This window comes from Photobacterium sp. Alg240-V54 (assembly GCF_900537155.1).
In the GTDB taxonomy this organism is placed as follows: domain Bacteria; phylum Pseudomonadota; class Gammaproteobacteria; order Enterobacterales; family Vibrionaceae; genus Photobacterium.
The window spans coordinates 18,629-38,747 of sequence record NZ_UNRL01000010.1 but is presented as its reverse complement, the minus strand read 5'-3'; the positions used below and the strand labels follow the sequence as shown (position 1 = coordinate 38,747).

Here is a 20,119-nt window from a genome sequence, read left to right as displayed (position 1 = left end):
TTACAAAAAAGCCAGCATATCGAATACTGGCTTTTACGTTATGAACTAACAACAATCATCATCAATTTATTATTGGGTTAATTGTTTCAACTTTTGCTGTTGGTAGTATTTAGCATCAGCGGTAATAGCTTTACTTTTACCTGTTTGTAACCATTGCTTAATACGACCAGCATCACCAATTGGGGTTAGCTTGCCTTGTGAATCAAGCATGACCATTAAGATCTTTTTGCCATCAATGGTTGTTACCATCGCTAAACAACGACCCGCTTCATCAAGAAAACCTGTTTTACTTAAATTCACGTTCCACTTTTTACCGCGCACAAGAGCGTTAGTATTGGTGTAGCCTAATTTATAACGAGGTTGTGTGAAGTAAGCAGTATGAACGGCACCATTAGTACTGTACTTACGAATTTCAGGGTATTTGTAAGCAGCACGTACCATCTTAGCAACATCAGATGCTGTTGATTGGTTTTTAGGGTTTAGACCTGAACTGTCAACAAAGTGTGTGTGTGTCATACCTAGCGCTTTTGCTTTAGCGTTCATGGCACGAATAAATGCTTTGTAACCACCAGGGTAGTTAGCTGCAAGGGCTGCAGCTGCTAAATTTTCAGATGACATTAATGCAATATGCATTGTTTCGCCACGGCTTAATTCTGAACCAACACGAACGCGAGAATATGTATTGTACATATGCTCTCTATCGGTTTTAGTGAACGTGATTTTTTGATTAAGAGGAAGCTTGGCATCTAATGTGACCATGGCGGTCATTAGCTTAGTCAGTGAAGCAATTGGCATCACCACATTGGAATTTTTACGGTACAGTGTTTTTCCAGAGCTTAGGTCAATAACATAATTACTCACAGAAGCAGTCTGAAGATTACTTGGCTTGAGTTTGCTGGTGTTGATACTTGCGAAAGAAGAAAAGCTGATACTTGCAAGTGTAAAAAATAAAATTAAAGCGTTGCGCACAATGGCTCCTTGGGGTCCCATTTGGAAAGGGGAATAATTATCCTTATATTGTCATCTTTTCAATTGTGCTTAAGCAAGTCATGTTTGTGTTAATCCTTTCATAATCGTTCATAAAACCAGCTGTTAAACAGAAATGAGTAATGAAACATGATACAAAAAAATAATTGTGTAACAGATTAATTGTAAAAGTGATTTAAAGTATTAAATAAGCGCTAAAAGTAATGTAAATATGTGCTGTTATTTCATGATCTAATAAAAAATGACGCTGCACTATTGGTATGATAGCATTTTTTCTGGATGATTTATTGATGGTGTCAATCTTTGATTGCTTATTGTGGGGGTGGGTATCATGACTTGTTGAGTGTAATGCAATCATTAAGGCCATCTGGCGATGACCTTTATAGATTCAAACGCGATTAATTCGCGCTCCACACTTGTTGTCCTGTTCGAAGGAAATTATAGCCACCCAGTTGATCACCATGGGCTTGAATATCACTGTGCGTTAATGATTGTAATAGTTGCTGCTGTAAGGTACGAAAGTAAATGTTTTTCGGAATAACAAGCTCAAATGCTTCTGTACACAGTGGAATAAATCCTAATCCAAATTCACCAGCTGTACTTTGGCTTGCGCAACCAATATCTGCTTGTTCTCGAGCAATCGCTGATGCTAATTCTCGTTCACTGTTACAACAATCAACTTGATTAAGCATATTCATGTCATAGCCGTGACCATGGATCCATTCTTCTAATGCTCGCATACTACCAGCCCCTTGCTGGCGTAATGCCCAACGCCAACGTGGTGATAATAACTCATGAAGTTGAATTGAACGGCTATTCACCGCTTCAGCGAGAGCAGGGCTAACAACTAATCCTTGTTTGCGCTCAAAGGCATGGACTAAGACCCAGTTTTTATGGCCAGGATATTGTTGCAATAATGCAGGATGACGTAAGCTGGCTTCTTCAACATTACCCCAATGAATAGCACAGATATCAACATGACCTTTGCTTAACATTGCTAGTCCTTGTCGAGTTCCCGTAGAGGTATAACCTACAAGGGCGGTACTACCGAGTTGATTCGCCATTTTACCGACAACACACTGTAATAGTGGATCATCGGAGCCTGCAATCAGTAGCCGATCAGTTAAAACGCCATTATGACAAGATTCTAATAACCACTTATCAAGCATTGCTTTAGGAAATAGCCATTTTCCCGTTACTTTGGTCGCAGGCAGTAAACCATCATTAGCTAAGGCGTAAACTTTCTTTTCATTAAGATCGAGATATTCGGCAACTAATTTGGCATTCATAAATTCAGGAAAGTCTGCCATTAGCTTTGATTTCCTTGATTGTTATTGCCTTTAACATCCAGCTCGATATTGTCACTACCATTATAGATTTGAAAGCGTAATCCTTTAGCGCGTGCAATCATGGTGATGCCTAGTTTTTTAGCAAGATCATAGCCCATTTGCGTAGCACCAGAGCGAGACAGCAACACTGGGATCCCCATTTGCGCGACTTTGATGACCATTTCAGACGTTAAACGGCCTGTGGTATAGAAAATTTTATCTTCGCCTGTTTGCTGCTGTAGCCACATTTCACCAGCTAAGGTATCAACGGCGTTATGACGACCCACATCTTCCACAAACGATAGAATCTCAGTGCCTTTACAGACCGCGCAACCATGTACGGCACCAGCTGCTTTATAGGTTTCATTATGATGGGTTAATGCTTCTAATAGACCATATAGCATCGATTGTTTAATTTGAGGCTGTGGCAATGTAATACCATCGAGTTTTTTCATGACATTGCCATACATGGTGCCTTGACCACAGCCAGATGTGACGGTTTTCTTTTCTAATTGTTGGGCCAGGTTTTCGGTATTTTCATGAGTAATGATAACGGCGGCATTCGTTTGCCAATCAATCATTACTGATTCGATCGCGCTAAGGTCATTAATAAAGCCTTGGTTTTTTAGGTAGCCTAAGACTAATGCTGAAGGACGTTCACCTAATGTCATTAACGTAACAACTTCAACCCAATTAAGGTATACCGTTAATGGATGTTCACAGGCAATCTCTTTTGTTTGTCGGTCACCATATTCATCAACAATCTCTACTGACATAGTTTGCTGCACTGTTGCTTGGGTTTTTATTATTTTAGGCAATGTCGCCATCTGAAATTCCTGCGTATTAAGGTTGATGTCTATCCGACAACACATATTGTAAATAAAAACTAAGCAAAGATTGTTCCACTATTATTAAAAATCCAAATTAGGGTATTGGCCATCAATGAATAAAAACATCGAAAAAGGCTACTTTTCATGTGGTTTTTTGTTATTGGTCTAAAATTTGCTTATATCCAGTTAAGAGCGACATAACACATGCCAGCAATCATTATTTAATAACAATACCAAGGCAGACAAAATCTGCCAGTAGGAGTGAATGTGCCAAAACAAGCAGAACTTGAATTAAAGAAAAATGAACATGTTTGGCCTATTAACTTTCGCCTACAAGCAGAGGAACGCCAAGTAGGTCGTTGGACAACATATGCATGGACGATAGAAGATATTTGTTTGTATGAAGAAGATCTTACTTCAGACATGGAAATTGCCAATCTTGGTTCAGGTAACTATATGATGCCTTTAGAACTATTCCGTGATGAGCGTATGGAGTATCGGTTTAATCTTAATTCACAAACACCGCACTTATTTTTTATTTGCGCTGAAGAAAATGAACAATTAAAACCGGTTTTAGTGACTGCTGCACAAGGCGTTGCTGCACGTTATATGGATGGTGATTATGTTGTTTTACATATAGAGATTCCATTAGCTGTTCAAGCTTGGATGGAAGCTTTTTTAGGCCGTCATGGCGAATTGTTTGAATTTAAACGCAAACGTGGCGGCGATAAGAAAAAAGGACGTTCAAGTGGCAACTAATTTCTTCGAACGTTGGTCAAGTCGTAAGTTAACGGCGGTTGAAAAGACTGAATCATTAGAATCAATAGATAATGATGTTACTGAGGATGTGGATAGCCATACATCAGAGTGTGTTGATTGTGAGAACACAGCAGTCGATAAGATAACGAATACTGATGCTAGTCATCAATCGTTAACAACGACAGATTCAGCAACAATTTCAGAGAGGGCTATCACACCAGAACCTGTTGTTGAATTGACCATTGATGATGCTGATAAAGTAACTTATGAATCTGGTGTCGCGTCATTTATGCAACAACAAGTGACTAAATCAGTTAAGAAAGCCGCATTACGTAAACTGTTTCATTCACAAGAGTTTAATTATATCAGTGAGATGGATGATAGCACTGAAGACTTTAGCAATATGGAGGGGTTAGCGCCAGAGGTTGCCTCACAAATGCGTGGATGGATAAATAGCGTTACTGAAACCGCAACAGAGAAATTAAAAGAAGATGGCCTATCAGCATTAACATCACCCCCTACGACAGCTGATGCTTTGGAATCTCCATTAGATAGCGATGCCGATGTGGTGACTGATGCTGAAACTAATGATTCGACAGTAACAAATACTGCTATTAACGCTATAGAAGACAAGCATACGGATAACGATCTATTGGTTAATAGTGTAGACGGTATAAGTGTAGATAAAGATGCCGTTCCTAAGAATGAGCATTAAGCCAATAAAAAAGCGTTACTAAGTAACAATTAAGAAAAACAGAAATAAAAATACACTGGGACAAAAAGGGAATGTGACCAAAATCATACATAGAGACAATTTGGCGCGTTAGTTCGCTACAAATAAGACAAAATGTCTCATTGCTTAATTGCAACATATGAACGTTATGATTTTAGTTCCTTTTAGGTCATTTTATTCCGTGAAAAGTTGGATCGGTTATTGCTCTATAGAGAGTAGAAGAAAAATTATTATCTTCCCACGACACTGATTAGCGGTAGTGAGCAAACAGGAATAACAATGTTAAAAAGTACATTAAATGCATTTACTGATATTAATGGTGTGGCTCGTGCTGCAGCCATTACTGGAACAGTAGAACTTGCCAATCTTATTCCGCCTACAGTGACATATGAGAGTCGTGGTAATTTATTAATTATTGGTGAAGCACAACAACTCCTTAATGTTGTGGATCAATTTTCAGCATTGAACAGTGTGACGTTACTCGCGACGGATTCAAACACTCTTGATATCAAAACAGCTCATACGCTTTATTACAGTCAAACTGTGACTGTAAAAGGTTATCTGGGAGCATTTGATGTTCATTGTCCTATAGAACATGAGACGAATGCACTTGAAACGAACTTAGCCAAAATAGCTATTGGACGTCAATGCTTTGATATCGTGCTTGATATGACAGCAACTGGGGTTATCAATGTTGAAATTCCTGCAGCTGGTTATTATGCATTAGGTCAACGTTCTGAAGCTCAAATTTCTGCAAAACTTGCCGCGCTGGTGGAAGATCTACCTGCCATGATAGGTACATTTGATAAGCCGAAATATTTTCGTTTAAACCCTGATCTTTGTGCGCATTCATCGCGTGGTGTAAAAGGTTGTGATCGTTGTATTGATGCCTGTCCAGCGGGTGCTTTAAGTTCAGATGGGGTTACGATTGCGATTGACCCTTATCTTTGTCAGGGCGTAGGTACATGTGCGACAGCATGTCCAACTGAAGCAATTAGTTATGCTTTACCTGATCCTCAAATTACTCAAAATTTTGTTCATAGCGTCTTAGCACGTTATAAGCAAGAAGGGGGTCAAGCGCCAACATTGTTACTTTATGGTGAACGTGATACTGCCGCTGTTATAAAGGCACTTGCTGTACTTCCTAGTTCAGTTATTACGATTGCATTAGAAGAGCTAGCGACTGTTGGTATTGATACTTGGTTTAGTGCGTTAGCTTATGGAGCGCATCAAGTTCTATTAGCGACTAATACCACTTATATTCCAGCGACGATTGATGCTGTTCTAACGAATGAATTAGCTATTGCTCAAAATTTCCTAACAGAATTAGGTTATGAGTCTGATCGTATTTGTTTGTTTGATTTTGCTGATAGCGCGAACTTTAAAGCTTATGAGTCTGCACTTATCACTCCGATTGAAGCGGCACTCACAGGCACTAAGCGTGAAAAACTATTTACGGTTCTAGAAACGCTTAATCAATCAAGTCCGTTACAACCTACTCATTCAACAGTTACAGCTAATGCACCTTATGGTTCGGTGACCTGTAAAACTGATGATTGTACATTATGTATGAGTTGTGTTGCTGTTTGTCCAACTCGAGCCTTGCATGCTATTGGTGATCGTCCAGGATTATTATTTGTAGAACAAGATTGTATTCAATGTGGTATGTGTGAAACAGCATGTCCTGAGAAAGTGATCACTCTTGAAGCTGGGTTTAATTGGGATTGGCAAGCACGTAAAGCCGATAAACTTGTTCATGAAGAACCTGCTGCATGTTGTATCAGTTGTGGAAAACCTTTTGCTCCAGCATCTATGGTGAAAATGTTGACAGAAAAACTTCAACGTCATTCACATTTTCAAGGAGAAGCTATTCGTCGTTTATCTATGTGTGAAGATTGTCGTGTTCGCGATATTTTCGAAAAGATGGAACAAGATCCACAAAGTCAGGCAAGGTTATAAGGTCAATATATGGAAAATGCAGCTATGAATTCTCACACTAATCCTGTTGATCAAGACGATTTATTACGTATTGAAATTTATAACATGTTGGCACATTTATGTCGTCAAGCACCTGCACAATCTGTGCTTGAATTTCTTGCAAATATTGATGTTGATACGGCACAAACATTTCAACGTCAAACTATGGCTTCAGCTTGGCCTTTACTAAAACTGGCGGCTCAGAAAACGACATTATTGAGTGTTGAAGAAGAATATCAAGATGTTTTCATTGGTATTGGTCGTGGGGAAGTTATTCCATTTGGTTCATGGTATTTAACCGGATCACTAATGGAAATGCCTCTGGCTTATTTACGTCAAGATTTAAGACAACTTGGCTTTGAACGTGCGCAATCTGTTATCGAACCAGAAGATCATATTTCAGCGTTATTAGAAGTTATGGCTATGCTGGTGGAAGGCGGTGATGAACACCTTCAACAAACATTTTTTAACCGTCATCTTGCACCTTGGTGTGAGAAATTTTGTACGGATTTAAAGGCAGCAAAAAGTGCAGTGTTTTATACCGCAGTTGGTGAATTAGCGTGGCAATTTCTAACAATAGAAAAAACCCGTTTCTTAGAATCCCAATAAAAAGATACTCGCTATAATAAAAAATCGACACCTGTTAATTAGCGTGGCGATAGAGGAGCAAACGCAATGAGTGAGCAAAAAACAAATAAGAGTCGTCGCCAATTATTGAAAAATATTGGTTTGTCTGTTGCTGCAGGCGCTGTTGTTGCTGGAACGGCAACAACTGTTCAGGCATCAACAACTGAGACGGATAAGAAAGATCCTAAAACAAAAAAAGGGTATCACGAAACCCAACATATTCGTGATTACTACAATACCCTATAAGCGGAGCCTTAAATGAAACTGACTAAACGTTCCGATAAAGTGAGCAAAGATGAAAACCAACTAGGTATTTCTCGCCGTTCTTTTATTCGTAATTCTTCTCTTGCCGCTGCTGGTGGTGTTGCTGGTGCGAGTCTTTTTGCACCTGGTTTTATGCGTAAAGCAGAAGCTTTCCCTGAAGCTGATTACAGTGCGCCTAAAGTTGTTAAGCGTACTATTTGTTCTCACTGTTCTGTTGGTTGTGGCATTTATGCTGAAACTCAAGATGGTGTATGGACCCATCAGGAACCCGCTTTTGATCATCCTTTTAATGCTGGTGGGCATTGTGCAAAAGGGGCTGCGCTGCGTGAACATGGCCATGGTGCTAAACGCGTAAAATACCCAATGAAATTGGTTAACGGTAAGTGGAAAAAACTAAGCTGGGAGCAAGCATTAGACGAAGTTAGCCAGCAAGTGCTAAAAATTCGTGAAGAATCAGGCCCAGATTCCGTTTACTTTTTAGGTTCAGCGAAGCACAACAACGAGCAAGCGTACTTATTCCGTAAAATGGTGTCGTTATGGGGATCGAATAACGTCGATCACCAAGCGCGTATTTGTCACTCAACCACGGTTGCGGGTGTTGCAAATACATGGGGCTACGGCGCGATGACCAACTCACTGAACGACATGCATAACTGTAAGTCGATTCTGTTTATTGGTTCAAACCCAGCAGAAGCTCATCCTGTAGCAATGCAGCATATCCTGATCGCGAAAGAAACCAACAGTTGTAAAATTGTGGTGGTAGATCCGCGTCGTACCCGTACTGCGGCAAAAGCTGATCATTATGTTTCACTACGCCCAGGTACTGACGTTGCCTTTGTTTGGGGTGTGCTATACCACATCTTTAACAATGGTTGGGAAGACAAAGAGTTTATTCGTCAACGTGTTTACGGCATGGAAGAAGTGCGTGAGCAAGTGGCAAAATGGAACCCGAAAGAAGTTGAACGCGTTACTGGCGCGTCAGAAGAGCAAGTTTACCAGACAGCGAAAATGCTTTCTGAAAACCGTCCTGGTTGCGTTGTTTGGTGTATGGGTGGTACTCAGCATACTACAGGTAATAACAACACCCGTGCATACTGTATTTTAGAACTTGCACTTGGCAACATGGGTAAGTCAGGCGGCGGTGCAAATATCTTCCGTGGCCATGATAACGTTCAGGGCGCGACTGACTTTGGTGTGCTTTCTGACAACCTACCAGGCTATTACGGCTTGTCTGAAGGTGCTTGGAAGCACTGGGCACAAGTTTGGGACATTGATTACTCATGGCTACAAGGCCGTTTTGATCAAAATACCTATAACGGCAAAAAGCCAATGAACAGCGCTGGTATTCCAGTATCACGTTGGATTGATGGTGTTTTAGAGAACAAAGATAAGATTGAACAACGCGACAATATTCGTGCAATGTTCTATTGGGGACATGCTGTTAACTCACAGACGCGTGGTCCTGAAATGAAAACTGCGATGGAAAAACTGGATATGATGGTTATCGTTGACCCATACCCAGGTGTTGCCGCAGTAATGAATGGCCGTACTGATAACGTATATCTTTTCCCGGCAACCACACAGTTTGAAACTTATGGCTCAGTAACAGCAACTAACCGCTCGATTCAGTGGCGAGATCAAGTTATTGAACCGTTGTTTGATGCGAAACCTGATCATGAAATCATCTACTTATTAACTAAGCGCCTTGGTTTCTCCGATCAGTTATTCAAACACATTAAAGTTGAGAATAATAAGCCAAACATTGAAGACATTACTCGCGAATACAACAAAGGTATGTGGACAATTGGTTATACCGGTCAAAGCCCTGAGCGCTTGAAAGAGCACCAACAAAATTGGGGTACATTTGATTTCACTACGCTGGAAGCGATTGGTGGTCCGGCTAATGGCGAAACTTACGGTTTACCGTGGCCATGTTGGGGTACACCAGAGATGAAACACCCTGGTACCCATATTCTTTATGATACCTCTAAAACTGTGGCGCAAGGTGGCGGTAATTTCCGTGCTCGCTTTGGTGTTGAACGTAATGGTGTAAGTTTATTGGCTGATGATAGCTACTCTTTAGGCTGTGATCTAGAAGATGGCTACCCAGAATTTACCGCGAAGATGCTTAAGCAACTTGGTTGGTGGGATGAACTGACTGCAGAAGAAAAAGTGGCTGCTGAAGGTAAAAACTGGAAAACAGACCTTTCTGGTGGTATTCAGCGAGTAGCGATTAAGCATGGCTGTATTCCTTACGGTAACGCTAAAGCACGTACTGTGGTTTGGACATTCCCAGATGCAGTGCCAATCCACCGTGAACCATTGTACACACCACGTCGTGACTTATTGCCAGAATACCAAACATGGGACGACAGCAAAGCGATGTTCCGTTTGCCAACACTTTATAAGTCAATTCAAGAAAAAGACGTATCAAAAGAATACCCAATTATTCTAACGTCGGGCCGTTTGGTTGAATATGAAGGTGGTGGTGAAGAAACACGTTCAAACCCATGGCTGGCTGAATTGCAACAAGAGATGTTTGTAGAAATCAACCTTAAAGATGCTAACGATATCGGTATTCGTGACGGTGAAATGGTGTGGGTTGAAGGTGCAGAGAAAGGGCGTATCAAAGTAAAAGCAATGGTAACGCCACGTGTACGTGAAGGCTTAGCATTCTTACCATTCCACTTTGGTGGTGAATTTGAAGGTGTGAGCTTACGCGATCATTATCCTGAAGGTTGTGCGCCTTATGTATCAGGCGAAGCTGCAAACACAGCAACAACATATGGTTACGATCCTGTAACTCAGATGCAAGAAACCAAAGTTACTTTGTGTAAAATCACTAAAGCGTAAGGAGTCACCTGATGGCACGTATGAAATTTCTTTGTGACTCTAAGCGTTGTATTGAGTGCAATGGTTGTGTAACAGCTTGTAAAAATGCCAACTCAGAAGCCGTTGGTTGGGGTATTCAACGTCGTCGCGTTGTGACCTTAAACGATGGTCTTCCTGGGGAAACATCAATCTCTGTTGCTTGTATGCACTGTAGCGATGCGCCGTGTATGGCTGTGTGTCCAGCAGATTGTTTTAGCCAAACAGAAGATGGCATTGTGCAGCACGATAAAGATTTATGTATCGGTTGTGGTTATTGCTTATTTGCTTGTCCATTTGGTGCGCCACAATTTCCAAAGCAAGATGCATTTGCTGAGCGTGGCAAAATGGATAAGTGTACTTACTGTTCTGGTGGTCCAAATACAGAACCTGGTTCTGAGAAAGAACGTCTACTGTATGGTGCAAACCGTATCGCAGAAGGTAAGTTACCTATGTGTGCTTCAATGTGTTCGACGAAGTCATTACTTGCCGGCGATGCTGAAAAAATCTCTGAAATTTTCAGTAAGCGCGTTGTTGCTCGTGGTGCAAAAGATGCGGGTTGGGCAAGTGCTGATGATTTAGCTTACGATGCGAGTAAAGTTCGTAAAGCTTAATTATCTTTAAATGGGTGTGAAAGGTAACTTTTACGCCTATTTATTGACTTGTTGTAATAGTTTGGCACATCAATGGTCTTGATGTGCCAATTAATCCGCTTTTTGGGTGGACAGGAGCTGTAATGACTAAGCGAATTCAACGCTGGTTAACTATCATGGTTACCGCATTAATGATGCTGTTTTCAGTACCCACTATGGCAAGTGGTAGTGGTGCAACAACATCTGGTGAGTCCGTAGTAAAAAAAGAAGTGATTGGCTTCGCTGGTGCTGATTATTGGCGAATGGTAAAAGATGGTGAAAAAGGCTATACCACATCAGGTTGGCCAGAGCATGATGTATTGATCAGTGTACCTGGACAAACATGGTATATCCTCAAAGAAAAGTGGATGTCGCCACTTGGTGCATTAGCCATTTTTGGAAGCCTTGTGATGGTAACATTAGCTTATGTGGTTATTGGTCCACTTAAGTTAAGTAAACCTAAAACGGGCCGTAAGATAAAGCGTTGGAGCCGAATTGATAGAGCCTTACACTGGAGTATGGCTTTTACGTTTCTAACTTTAGGATTCAGTGGTTTAACGCTCGTTTATGGTAAACATTTTATTAAGCCTATTGTTCCTACTGAAATCTGGGGTTGGATTATTTTTGCTGCCAAGCAATACCATAATTATATGGGGCCGATTTTTGCGATTCTATTGTTTGCTGTATTGGTTAAATGGTGGCGTAAAAGTACCTTTAACAAAGTCGATATTGAATGGTTTAAAAAGATGGGCGGTATGGTGGGTAAACATAAAGGTTCGCACCCATCTGCTGGTTTCTCAAATGGTGGTGAAAAAGCTATCTTTTGGTTACTGATTATTTTTGGATTTTCGATTACAGTCAGTGGCTTTATATTAGATTTCCCTATTTTTGATCAAACTCGTCGTGATATGGAGTTATCTAATTTACTTCATATGTTATCAGCACTGATTTTAATCTGTGGCTTTATATTCCATATCTATATTGGTTTATTTGGTATGGAAGCGGGACTTGATGGCATGGTTACAGGTGATGTTGATGAAACTTGGGCACGTGAACACCATAATCTATGGTTTGATGAGGTAAAAGATTTACCTGAAAACCAACCGGGTTACGAGCAGGAAAAAGCATTGTCAGATAAACCTAAACCATCAACGGATAGTTAAAGGTTACAGAAGCAATAAATAAAAAGCCGATCGACATTCAATAAAGAATGTGGTCGGTTTTTTTTGAGCATAATTTGATATCAATAACAATCAACTATTCCTCATACTAACGTCTAATAAAAAAGTCCGTTAAACCATATAAAATCAGTGGTATAAATAGACTCAAAGGTTAATCACTATTACCACTAAAGGATGCTGTTATGTTATTTCCTTACAAAAACATTGTCGTGCTAACGGGAGCGGGGATTTCTGCTGAGTCGGGCATTCGTACTTTTCGTGCTGCTGACGGGCTATGGGAAGAGCATCGTGTGGAAGATGTCGCAACCCCTGAAGGTTATCAACGCGATCCTGAATTAGTACAAGCTTTTTATAATGCACGTCGAGCACAGATTGAAGATGGATCTGTTGCCCCTAATGCTGCTCATTACGCGCTAGCAAGGTTAGAAGCCGAATTAGAGGGTACAGTAACCATTGTGACTCAAAACATCGACAACCTGCATGAGCGCGCAGGTAGCCACAATGTGATCCATATGCATGGTGAACTTTTAAAAGTACGTTGCTGTGAATCAGGGCAGACTGTCGAATGGCATGGTGATTTACATACCAGTGATCATTGCCATTGTTGTCAACTATCAGCGCCGTTACGCCCTGATATCGTATGGTTTGGAGAAATGCCTATTGATATGGATAAAATCCATGATGCGATTGTAAAGGCTGATTTGTTCATAGCAATTGGCACATCAGGTAATGTTTATCCCGCTGCTGGGTTTGTTCACGAAGCCTCTTTACAGGGGGCACATACTATTGAGCTTAATTTAGAGCCAAGTAATGTTGAAAATGAATTTGAAGAAAAGCGTTATGGAAAGGCATCTGAATTAGTACCTGCTTATGTTGAGGCGTTATTAAAAGCTCAACAGTAGAATAACGGTATCGACATCATAAAAAACCGAGCTAAAGAGCTCGGTTTTTTGGCTATGATTTACTAACAGCTGCTATTATTCGCCAGCTTTTAGTTTTTGGTAGTATTCTTCGTATACTTCACTCATAGGACCAACACTGTTCTGCCATTCACCAGCATCCATTACCGCTTGTGGTGGGTAGATGCTTGGATCGTTTACAAAACTTGCTGGTAACAGCTTCTTCGCAGCTTCAACTGGTGTAGGGTAACCAATTTGTAGTGCAATTTTTGCCGCAATATCAGGGCGAAGTAAGAAGTTGATCATCTTATAAGCATTATCAACATGCTTTGCATTAACTGGAATTGCTAGGCTATCCATCCAGAAGATTGCACCTTCTTTTGGCCATACAATATCAATTGGCGCACCTTCTTTACGTGCCATGTATGCAGAGCCATTCCAAAGCATACCTAATGGTGTTTCACCAGCCATGTATGGGTTAGCAGGGAAGTCAGAGTTAAATACTAATACGTTAGGCATTAACTTCTTAAGTTCTTCATAAGCTGCTTTAATTTGCTCTGGATCACGAGTATTACCAGAATAGCCTAGTTTACGTAATGCGACTTGGAACACTTCACGTGCATCGTCCATCATCATTAACTGACCCTGCCACTTAGGGTCCCATAAATCAGCCCAGCTAGTGATTTTTGATTTATCAACTACATCCGTATTAACGCCAATACCTGTTGCGCCCCAAATGTAAGGGATAGAGTAGTTATTGTTTGGATCAAAAGGTTTATCTAAATAGTTTTTACCAATACCTGCAAAATTAGGGATCTTTGATTTATCGATCTTCTTCAGCATGCCTTCCTTACTCATTTTAGAAACGTAGTAAGTTGAAGGAACAATTAAATCGTAGCCTTTATCATAAGTTTTTAACTTAGCGTACATGGTCTCATTCGACTCGTAAGTCGAATAAATTACTTTAATACCGGTTTCTTTTGTGAACTGTTCTAGTACATCGTTAGGGATGTATTCAGACCAGTTGTAAAAGTATAACTTGTTGCTATCTGAATCTGCAGCAGTGGCAATGTTTGAATACATTGACACAGCACAAACCGCACCGGCCATCATTAAAGACCATTTTTTCATTGTTGTTAGCTCCTAACTAAACAGGATATCGAGAATGTTCTCTAGCGGCTTTAACCGCTTCTCCTAATTTTGTTTCGTTTATCAGGCACTTTAAAAGAGCGTGCTTGTTAAACAAAGATGAATTGGTATACGAGGCTATTATAGCAGATAAAATTACACCACCATCACAAATATGAGTGGTTTGAGTAGATATTTACCTTCAGAGTATTGATATATAACAGTTACTTAACCTTTGCATAATATTGTTATACAAACAAAGATAAAATATAAATACACTCGAAACCTATTTTGACGAGGATAAGATTAAAGCTTGTTTAAAGTGGGATGAGAAGGAGAATAGGCTAGATAAAAAAATGGCTAACTTTAAGTAAGTTAGCCATTTAATCGCTATTTAAAACGATGATACTATTTTTTTTCTCTTGCAAGTAATTGCGAACAAATTACAAGGAATAGTGAAATGATCAGCATGATAGTTGCTAATGCATTGACCTCTGGAGAAATACCGACTTTAACCATCGAGTAAATCTTTAAAGGTAAAATTTCATAGCTAGGTCCTGTAACGAACGAACTCACAATTACGTCATCAAGTGATAATGTAAAGCTTAATAACCAACCAGCAGCAACAGCAGGCTTAGCTAGCGGTAGGATAATTTGTTTTAAAATTACCCACTCACTCGCACCTAAGTCACGTGCTGCTTCAAGCATTTTTACATCAAAGCCTTTTAAACGGCTGTATACAGTTACTACAACAAATGGCAAACAAAAAGTAATATGAGATAGTAATAACGTTAAGAAACCAAGGTTTGCACCGATTAATAGGAACAGTGCTAGTAACGAAATTGCCATTACAATATCAGGTGACATCATCACTAAAAATAGCATGCCTGATACGAACTTCTTACCTTTGAAGTTATAACGGAATAGGGCAACAGCCGTTAAACTACCGATTAATGATGCAGCAGTTGCTGAAATCACCGCAATCGTGATTGAGTGTCCAGCGGCTTGCATCAAACTGTCGTTATTGACTAGATCGCTATACCACTTTGTTGTAAAACCGCCCCATTTCATACCAAATTTGCTGGCGTTAAATGAGTTAACAATCAAAATGATTATTGGAGCATACAAAAATGTATAGACTACTGACATGAAGCTGAATTTAAACAAACGACCCATTATTCAAGCTCCACTTTTTTGTTCAGTAATTTTCCTGCACGATAATAAGCATATAACATAATTGCCATTGCTAATGTTAGTGCAATACTGGTTGCTGAGCCAAATGGCCAGTCACGAGCGTTGAGTACTTGACTCTTAATCACGTTACCAATCAGCAAGTTTTTCGCACCACCAAGTAGGTCTGCTACATAGAACATACCAAGGGCTGGCAGTAACACTAATAAACAGCCAGCAATGATACCTGGCATTGTTAGTGGGAAAATAACCTTGATAAATGTTTGAAACTTATTTGCACCTAAATCTCGAGCAGCTTCGATATAATTATTATCAAGTTTTTCTATTGCCGAGTATAAAGGTAACACCATAAATGGCAGCAAAATGTAAACTAAACCAATCATTACTGCATATTCGGTATACATGATACGCATGGGCTTATCAATAATATCTAAGTACATTAATGTATTATTTAGAATACCACGCGTACCAAGCATCAGCTTTAAGCCATATGTACGGATCAGCGAGTTAGTCCAAAAAGGAACGATGACCAAAAACAACATAAATGGACGCCATTTTTCAGGCATCTTCGCAATGGCGTACGCAAAAGGGTAGCCAATCAACAAACATAATAGCGTTGCTGTTATTGCCATATTAAATGAATGCAAAAGTACTTTCGCATACATTGGATCGAAAAGACGTTCGTAGTTATCTAACGTGAACACCATTTTGATCAGGTTTGCATCATCACGGGTTAAAAAACTCGTGCCGATAATCATTAAGTTGGGTACAAATACAAACAGCAGTAACCAACTTACAACAATCGTTATGATGATGTTTTGGAGATTAAACTTCTTGCTCATCTGCTAGCACCACTTCCCAACTTTCAACCCAAGTAATGGCAACTTTTTGATCAAGAGAGTGGTCTACGTCAGGATCATCTTCGTTGAAGAATTCACTAACCATTACCGATTTCCCTGAATCTAGCTGTACCACAGAATCAAGTGTCATACCTTTATAAGTACGTTCTTTAACTTTACCTAAAATGCCCGTTGTTTGATCGCCGTTATGAATCTCTTCAATACGAATATCTTCTGGACGTAATAGCACTTTCACTTTATCGCCAACAGCAACATCAAGCTCACAGTGAATTAAAGAATGACGACCTTCTACATCTGCCATTATACGCTTACTGTCTAAGCGTTCTTTAACGGTAGCATCAAACACGTTGATTTCGCCGATAAAATGAGCAACGAATAGGTTAGTTGGCTCTTCGTAAATTTCACGAGGGCTACCATCTTGTTCAACATAACCATCGCGCATTACGATGATACGGTCAGACATTGATAGTGCTTCTTCCTGATCGTGAGTTACGAAAATAAAAGTAATGCCAAGTTTCCGCTGTAGTTGTTTTAGCTCAAGCTGCATTTGCTTACGTAATTTGTAATCAAGTGCAGAAAGTGATTCATCAAGCAAAAGAACTTTTGGTTTATTAACAACTGCACGCGCAATCGCAACACGTTGTTGCTGACCACCAGACAATTGATGAGGTTTACGAGGGGCAAATTTGTCAAGTTGCACCATACGCAATGCTTCCATAACTCGAGGTTCAATATCACTCGATGGCACTTTTTGCATGCGTAAACCAAACGCGACGTTCTCAAACACTGTCATATGTGGAAACAGTGCATAACTCTGAAACACCGTATTAACGAGACGTTGTTCAGCGGGAATGTCAGTAACATCTTTGCCATCAATTGTGACCTGCCCATTATCAGCAGTCTCAAAACCAGCAATTAGACGAAGTACTGTGGTTTTACCACAGCCTGATGGACCTAAAATGGTTAAAAATTCACCATCGTTTACGTTTAGGTCCAAACCTGTAATGATTTGCTTACCGTCAAAGCTTTTGCTTAGACCCTTCAGCTGAATTACAGGTTTCTTAGATGTTTTTGCAACGTTCAATTCTACGTTATCTCCACCTTGGGACTGATTGGTTAAGCCCCAATATTTTGGCTAAAATTAGGGGCGCATAATAGACCTGTAGTCTTTCAATTTAAAGCGTTTTCTCATTAAATTTATAGATTAATGGCTACTTTCCTTAATGATAGCACGTTGATTCCTCGCAATATGGTTGCTATTACAAATAATACTGAAAAAATAAATTACGATAAAAACAATAATAGTAATGTTTATTTTTAAGCCCAAAAATTTATTGTTTATGTTCAAACATAGTTGCTGGATTTTATAATAAAACAAAAAAAAGCGGCAGTTATGGCCTTAGTTGTAATTTATTGCCTGTTTTTCATGCGCTAAAGAGGAATTGAAATAAATTTTTACGTGAATAGTGTTTTTGTCCCATCATGAGTAACGTACAATACACCTACCAGAATAACGATGATATGAGTATGAAAGAGACAACTAAAAAGAGTTTTCACGTTGGTGGTTCAATCGAAAAAGCAATGGCTGGCGATGTTGAGTTACAACCAATAGCTGTTCTTCAAGAAGCATTTAAAATTACAGCAAAAAATTTCACTAAATTCTTACCTGCTGTGATTTGTTTATTTATTGCACAAATTGCATTGTTACTTTTGAGTTTAAAAGTACAGTTAGGTAGCCCAAATGTATTTTTTGATGCCTTTATTACAGGAAAGGGGTTTACTGAAGAGATTTTGAAAGCGGGATTTATGGCTAACTTTTGGTCTGATGTGTTAATTGCGCCTTTATACGTTGGCGTAAGCTTAATGGCACTTAATCACTCGGTAGGGCTGCCAACTAAAGCAAACCAAATAGTAAAAGGATTTTCGTTTACATTAGTTTCAATTATTACGATGTTATTAATTTCTTCAATCCAAGGGATTGGTAGCAGTATTTTTCCATTAGTCGGATTGTTTTTAACAATGGCATTAAGCATGGCCATTTTATTGGTATGTGAAAAGCGTGTAACTCCGATTAAAGCTATTCAATATTCATTTATGGCGACAGTGCGTAAAGTGATGCCAATGACTGCAATCTTTCTTGTCGTCATGATTCTATTTTTTGTATCTATTGCGACTGCGGGTATTGGTTTATTGTGGACATTGCCATTTTTCTTCAATGTAAAAGCAATTATCTATCGTAATATGTTTGGCATTACATTGCAGGTTACATCAGTGACACCGAGTGTAAATGATCAAAACCCAAAGACTGATGATAAGGTCAAAGAGTCAGTCAATAATGATACATTTAATGCGTAATTTAAACGTAACGTATCAAAAGGGCTCCTTTATATAAGGAGCTTTTTTTTAATGGGTATATCTAATGCACTATAACTTTATTTATTAATAATAAAAGAACCTCATCCTCACCATTATCATTAAAAATGAGGACTAATATTACACAAAAGAAACGCTAATGATGATGTATCTCAATGTCATTTATTTACCTTTCGATGATAATAATCACAATAGTAAATAGCGGCAGTAGTGGCTGTCGGCTTCTGTAATAAAGGTTACTTAATGGATAAGTTAATAGAACGTTTTTTGCGATATGTAAGCTTTGATACACAATCTAACGGTGCAGTTTGCTCTTGCCCTAGTACGCCAGGACAACGTGTATTAGCCGAAGTTCTTCAATCAGAAATGGTTGAGCTAGGGCTTAGTGACATTTGTTTAGATCATCATGGTTATCTAACAGCACGTTTACCCGCAAACATGGATGGTGATATTCCTGCTATTGGTTTCATTGCTCATATGGATACCGCGCCTGATGCATCAGGTAAAAATGTTCGCCCACAGTTGGTTGAAAACTACCGCGGTGGTGATATTGCTTTAGGAATAGGGGATGAGGTGTTATCACCATTCCAATATCCCGATCTTAATAAGTTACATGGTCACAATATTATTACGACAGACGGAACAACCTTGCTCGGTGCTGATAATAAAGCGGGAGTTGCTGAGATAATGACGGCTATCGCTTATCTTATTGCGAACCCTAGCATCAAACATGGCGATATTTGTATTGGTTTTACACCAGATGAAGAAATTGGTCGTGGTGCGAACCTGTTTGATGTTGAAAAATTTGGAGCGCAATGGGCTTATACCATTGATGGGGGGCCAATTGGTGAGTTAGAGTATGAAAACTTTAATGCGACCTCTGCTGACGTTATTTGCCATGGTGTGAATGTTCATCCAGGTACTGCAAAAAATAAAATGGTCAACTCCATGAATATTGCAGCACAGTTTCAATTAATGATGCCAGCTGAAGAAACCCCTGAATGTACTGACGGATATCAAGGCTTTTACCACCTTAAATCAATGGAAGCATCAGTTGCTCGCACTGAATTGGGTTATATCATTCGTGATTTTGATCGTGATGGTCAAGAGAAACGTAAAGCCCTCATGCAACAAAAAGTCGATGAACTAAACGGTAAGCTAACACAAGGTCGCGTTGAGCTTATTTTAACGGATTCTTATTATAATATGCGTGAAATGGTTGAGCCATTCCCACATATTATTGAAATTGCACAACAATCAATGATGGATTGTGACGTGAAGCCTGAAATTAAGCCAATTCGTGGTGGTACCGACGGGGCGCGGTTATCATTTATGGGTTTACCTTGTCCTAATATTTTCACTGGGGGCTATAACTTCCACGGTATTCATGAATTTATTACTGTTGAAGGGATGGAACTTGCGGTCAAAGTGATTGTAAAAGTGGCTGAGAATACGGCTAATCGCTACGCTTAATTCGCTTAA

At 39.6% G+C, this 20,119-nt stretch carries 18 protein-coding genes; 11 read left to right on the top strand and 7 right to left on the bottom strand.

Features of this window, described 5'->3' with window-relative positions:
* Positions 1–69 precede the first annotated feature (69 nt).
* The 3 genes from pbpG to fdhD form a co-directional block, all read right to left on the bottom strand.
* Positions 70–969 carry a D-alanyl-D-alanine endopeptidase gene (gene pbpG, locus G6R09_RS17385; RefSeq protein WP_065168885.1) on the bottom strand — a complete coding sequence of 300 codons (900 nt, stop codon included), beginning with the start codon at positions 967–969 and terminating at the stop codon, positions 70–72.
* Positions 970–1,385: 416 nt separating this feature from the next.
* Positions 1,386–2,297, bottom strand: a complete 912-nt coding sequence (locus G6R09_RS17380) for a helix-turn-helix transcriptional regulator (RefSeq protein WP_065168884.1) — start codon at positions 2,295–2,297, stop codon at positions 1,386–1,388.
* Complete coding sequence (gene fdhD / locus G6R09_RS17375; RefSeq protein ID WP_163923732.1) at positions 2,297–3,142, bottom strand: formate dehydrogenase accessory sulfurtransferase FdhD; 846 nt, start codon at positions 3,140–3,142, stop codon at positions 2,297–2,299. Before fdhD ends, G6R09_RS17380 begins: the two co-directional genes overlap by 1 nt.
* Before the next feature lie 270 nt (positions 3,143–3,412).
* Here fdhD and G6R09_RS17370 point away from each other — a divergent pair, with 270 nt between their 5' ends.
* The 9 genes from G6R09_RS17370 to cobB all read left to right on the top strand — a co-directional run bounded on the left by G6R09_RS17370 (position 3,413) and on the right by cobB (position 13,088).
* Positions 3,413–3,904: a DUF3305 domain-containing protein gene (locus G6R09_RS17370; protein WP_163923729.1), complete on the top strand. Its 492-nt coding sequence runs from the start codon at positions 3,413–3,415 to the stop codon at positions 3,902–3,904.
* A complete protein-coding gene (locus G6R09_RS17365) occupies positions 3,894–4,619 on the top strand; it encodes a DUF3306 domain-containing protein (RefSeq protein ID WP_163923726.1) in 726 nt (241 codons plus the stop codon). Before G6R09_RS17370 ends, G6R09_RS17365 begins: the two co-directional genes overlap by 11 nt.
* A gap of 297 nt (positions 4,620–4,916) precedes the next feature.
* The gene (locus tag G6R09_RS17360) at positions 4,917–6,596 is read left to right on the top strand and encodes a 4Fe-4S binding protein (RefSeq protein ID WP_163923724.1); all 1,680 of its coding nucleotides are present in this window, start codon (positions 4,917–4,919) and stop codon (positions 6,594–6,596) included.
* A gap of 9 nt (positions 6,597–6,605) precedes the next feature.
* The gene (locus tag G6R09_RS17355; RefSeq protein ID WP_240345788.1) at positions 6,606–7,223 is read left to right on the top strand and encodes a molecular chaperone; all 618 of its coding nucleotides are present in this window, start codon (positions 6,606–6,608) and stop codon (positions 7,221–7,223) included.
* 66 nt (positions 7,224–7,289) lie between these two features.
* Complete coding sequence (locus G6R09_RS17350) at positions 7,290–7,487, top strand: transcriptional initiation protein Tat (RefSeq protein WP_065168878.1); 198 nt, start codon at positions 7,290–7,292, stop codon at positions 7,485–7,487.
* Between the two features lie 12 nt (positions 7,488–7,499).
* A complete protein-coding gene (locus G6R09_RS17345; RefSeq protein ID WP_065176396.1) occupies positions 7,500–10,358 on the top strand; it encodes a formate dehydrogenase subunit alpha in 2,859 nt (952 codons plus the stop codon).
* 11 nt (positions 10,359–10,369) lie between these two features.
* Complete coding sequence (fdh3B, locus tag G6R09_RS17340; protein WP_065168877.1) at positions 10,370–10,987, top strand: formate dehydrogenase FDH3 subunit beta; 618 nt, start codon at positions 10,370–10,372, stop codon at positions 10,985–10,987.
* A gap of 122 nt (positions 10,988–11,109) precedes the next feature.
* Complete coding sequence (locus G6R09_RS17335) at positions 11,110–12,168, top strand: formate dehydrogenase subunit gamma (protein ID WP_065168876.1); 1,059 nt, start codon at positions 11,110–11,112, stop codon at positions 12,166–12,168.
* A gap of 200 nt (positions 12,169–12,368) precedes the next feature.
* On the top strand, positions 12,369–13,088 hold the full coding sequence (gene cobB / locus G6R09_RS17330; RefSeq protein ID WP_163923722.1) for a Sir2 family NAD+-dependent deacetylase: 720 nt from the start codon (positions 12,369–12,371) through the stop codon (positions 13,086–13,088).
* A 75-nt stretch (positions 13,089–13,163) separates the two neighbouring features.
* Here cobB and G6R09_RS17325 read toward each other — a convergent pair whose 3' ends face one another.
* The 4 genes from G6R09_RS17325 to potA all read right to left on the bottom strand — a co-directional run bounded on the left by G6R09_RS17325 (position 13,164) and on the right by potA (position 17,348).
* Entirely contained in the window at positions 13,164–14,216 is a 1,053-nt protein-coding gene (locus G6R09_RS17325) for an extracellular solute-binding protein (protein WP_065168874.1), read from the bottom strand.
* A 405-nt stretch (positions 14,217–14,621) separates the two neighbouring features.
* Entirely contained in the window at positions 14,622–15,389 is a 768-nt protein-coding gene (potC, locus tag G6R09_RS17320) for a spermidine/putrescine ABC transporter permease PotC (RefSeq protein WP_163923721.1), read from the bottom strand.
* Entirely contained in the window at positions 15,389–16,246 is an 858-nt protein-coding gene (potB, locus tag G6R09_RS17315) for a spermidine/putrescine ABC transporter permease PotB (protein ID WP_065168872.1), read from the bottom strand. The genes potC and potB overlap by 1 nt, the downstream gene beginning before the upstream one ends.
* Positions 16,230–17,348 (bottom strand): spermidine/putrescine ABC transporter ATP-binding protein PotA, encoded by a 1,119-nt coding sequence (potA, locus tag G6R09_RS17310; protein WP_065168871.1) that lies wholly within the window; start codon positions 17,346–17,348, stop codon positions 16,230–16,232. The genes potB and potA overlap by 17 nt, the downstream gene beginning before the upstream one ends.
* A 443-nt stretch (positions 17,349–17,791) precedes the next feature.
* Here potA and G6R09_RS17305 point away from each other — a divergent pair, with 443 nt between their 5' ends.
* Positions 17,792–18,619, top strand: a complete 828-nt coding sequence (locus tag G6R09_RS17305) for a hypothetical protein (RefSeq protein WP_065168870.1) — start codon at positions 17,792–17,794, stop codon at positions 18,617–18,619.
* A 261-nt stretch (positions 18,620–18,880) separates the two neighbouring features.
* On the top strand, positions 18,881–20,110 hold the full coding sequence (pepT, locus tag G6R09_RS17300) for a peptidase T (RefSeq protein WP_163923719.1): 1,230 nt from the start codon (positions 18,881–18,883) through the stop codon (positions 20,108–20,110).
* Positions 20,111–20,119 lie beyond the last annotated feature (9 nt).

Excerpts from the sequence above, each read along its gene's own strand:
- G6R09_RS17380 (WP_065168884.1), bottom strand. The coding sequence starts at position 2,297 with ATGGCAGACTTTCCTGAATTTATGAATGCCAAATTAGTTGCCGAATAT.
- fdhD (WP_163923732.1), bottom strand. The coding sequence starts at position 3,142 with ATGGCGACATTGCCTAAAATAATAAAAACCCAAGCAACAGTGCAGCAA.
- G6R09_RS17360 (WP_163923724.1), top strand. The coding sequence starts at position 4,917 with ATGTTAAAAAGTACATTAAATGCATTTACTGATATTAATGGTGTGGCT.
- G6R09_RS17355 (WP_240345788.1), top strand. The coding sequence starts at position 6,606 with ATGGAAAATGCAGCTATGAATTCTCACACTAATCCTGTTGATCAAGAC.
- G6R09_RS17350 (WP_065168878.1), top strand. The coding sequence starts at position 7,290 with ATGAGTGAGCAAAAAACAAATAAGAGTCGTCGCCAATTATTGAAAAAT.
- G6R09_RS17345 (WP_065176396.1), top strand. The coding sequence starts at position 7,500 with ATGAAACTGACTAAACGTTCCGATAAAGTGAGCAAAGATGAAAACCAA.
- fdh3B (WP_065168877.1), top strand. The coding sequence starts at position 10,370 with ATGGCACGTATGAAATTTCTTTGTGACTCTAAGCGTTGTATTGAGTGC.
- G6R09_RS17335 (WP_065168876.1), top strand. The coding sequence starts at position 11,110 with ATGACTAAGCGAATTCAACGCTGGTTAACTATCATGGTTACCGCATTA.
- cobB (WP_163923722.1), top strand. The coding sequence starts at position 12,369 with ATGTTATTTCCTTACAAAAACATTGTCGTGCTAACGGGAGCGGGGATT.
- G6R09_RS17325 (WP_065168874.1), bottom strand. The coding sequence starts at position 14,216 with ATGAAAAAATGGTCTTTAATGATGGCCGGTGCGGTTTGTGCTGTGTCA.
- potC (WP_163923721.1), bottom strand. The coding sequence starts at position 15,389 with ATGGGTCGTTTGTTTAAATTCAGCTTCATGTCAGTAGTCTATACATTT.
- potB (WP_065168872.1), bottom strand. The coding sequence starts at position 16,246 with ATGAGCAAGAAGTTTAATCTCCAAAACATCATCATAACGATTGTTGTA.
- G6R09_RS17305 (WP_065168870.1), top strand. The coding sequence starts at position 17,792 with ATGAAAGAGACAACTAAAAAGAGTTTTCACGTTGGTGGTTCAATCGAA.
- pepT (WP_163923719.1), top strand. The coding sequence starts at position 18,881 with ATGGATAAGTTAATAGAACGTTTTTTGCGATATGTAAGCTTTGATACA.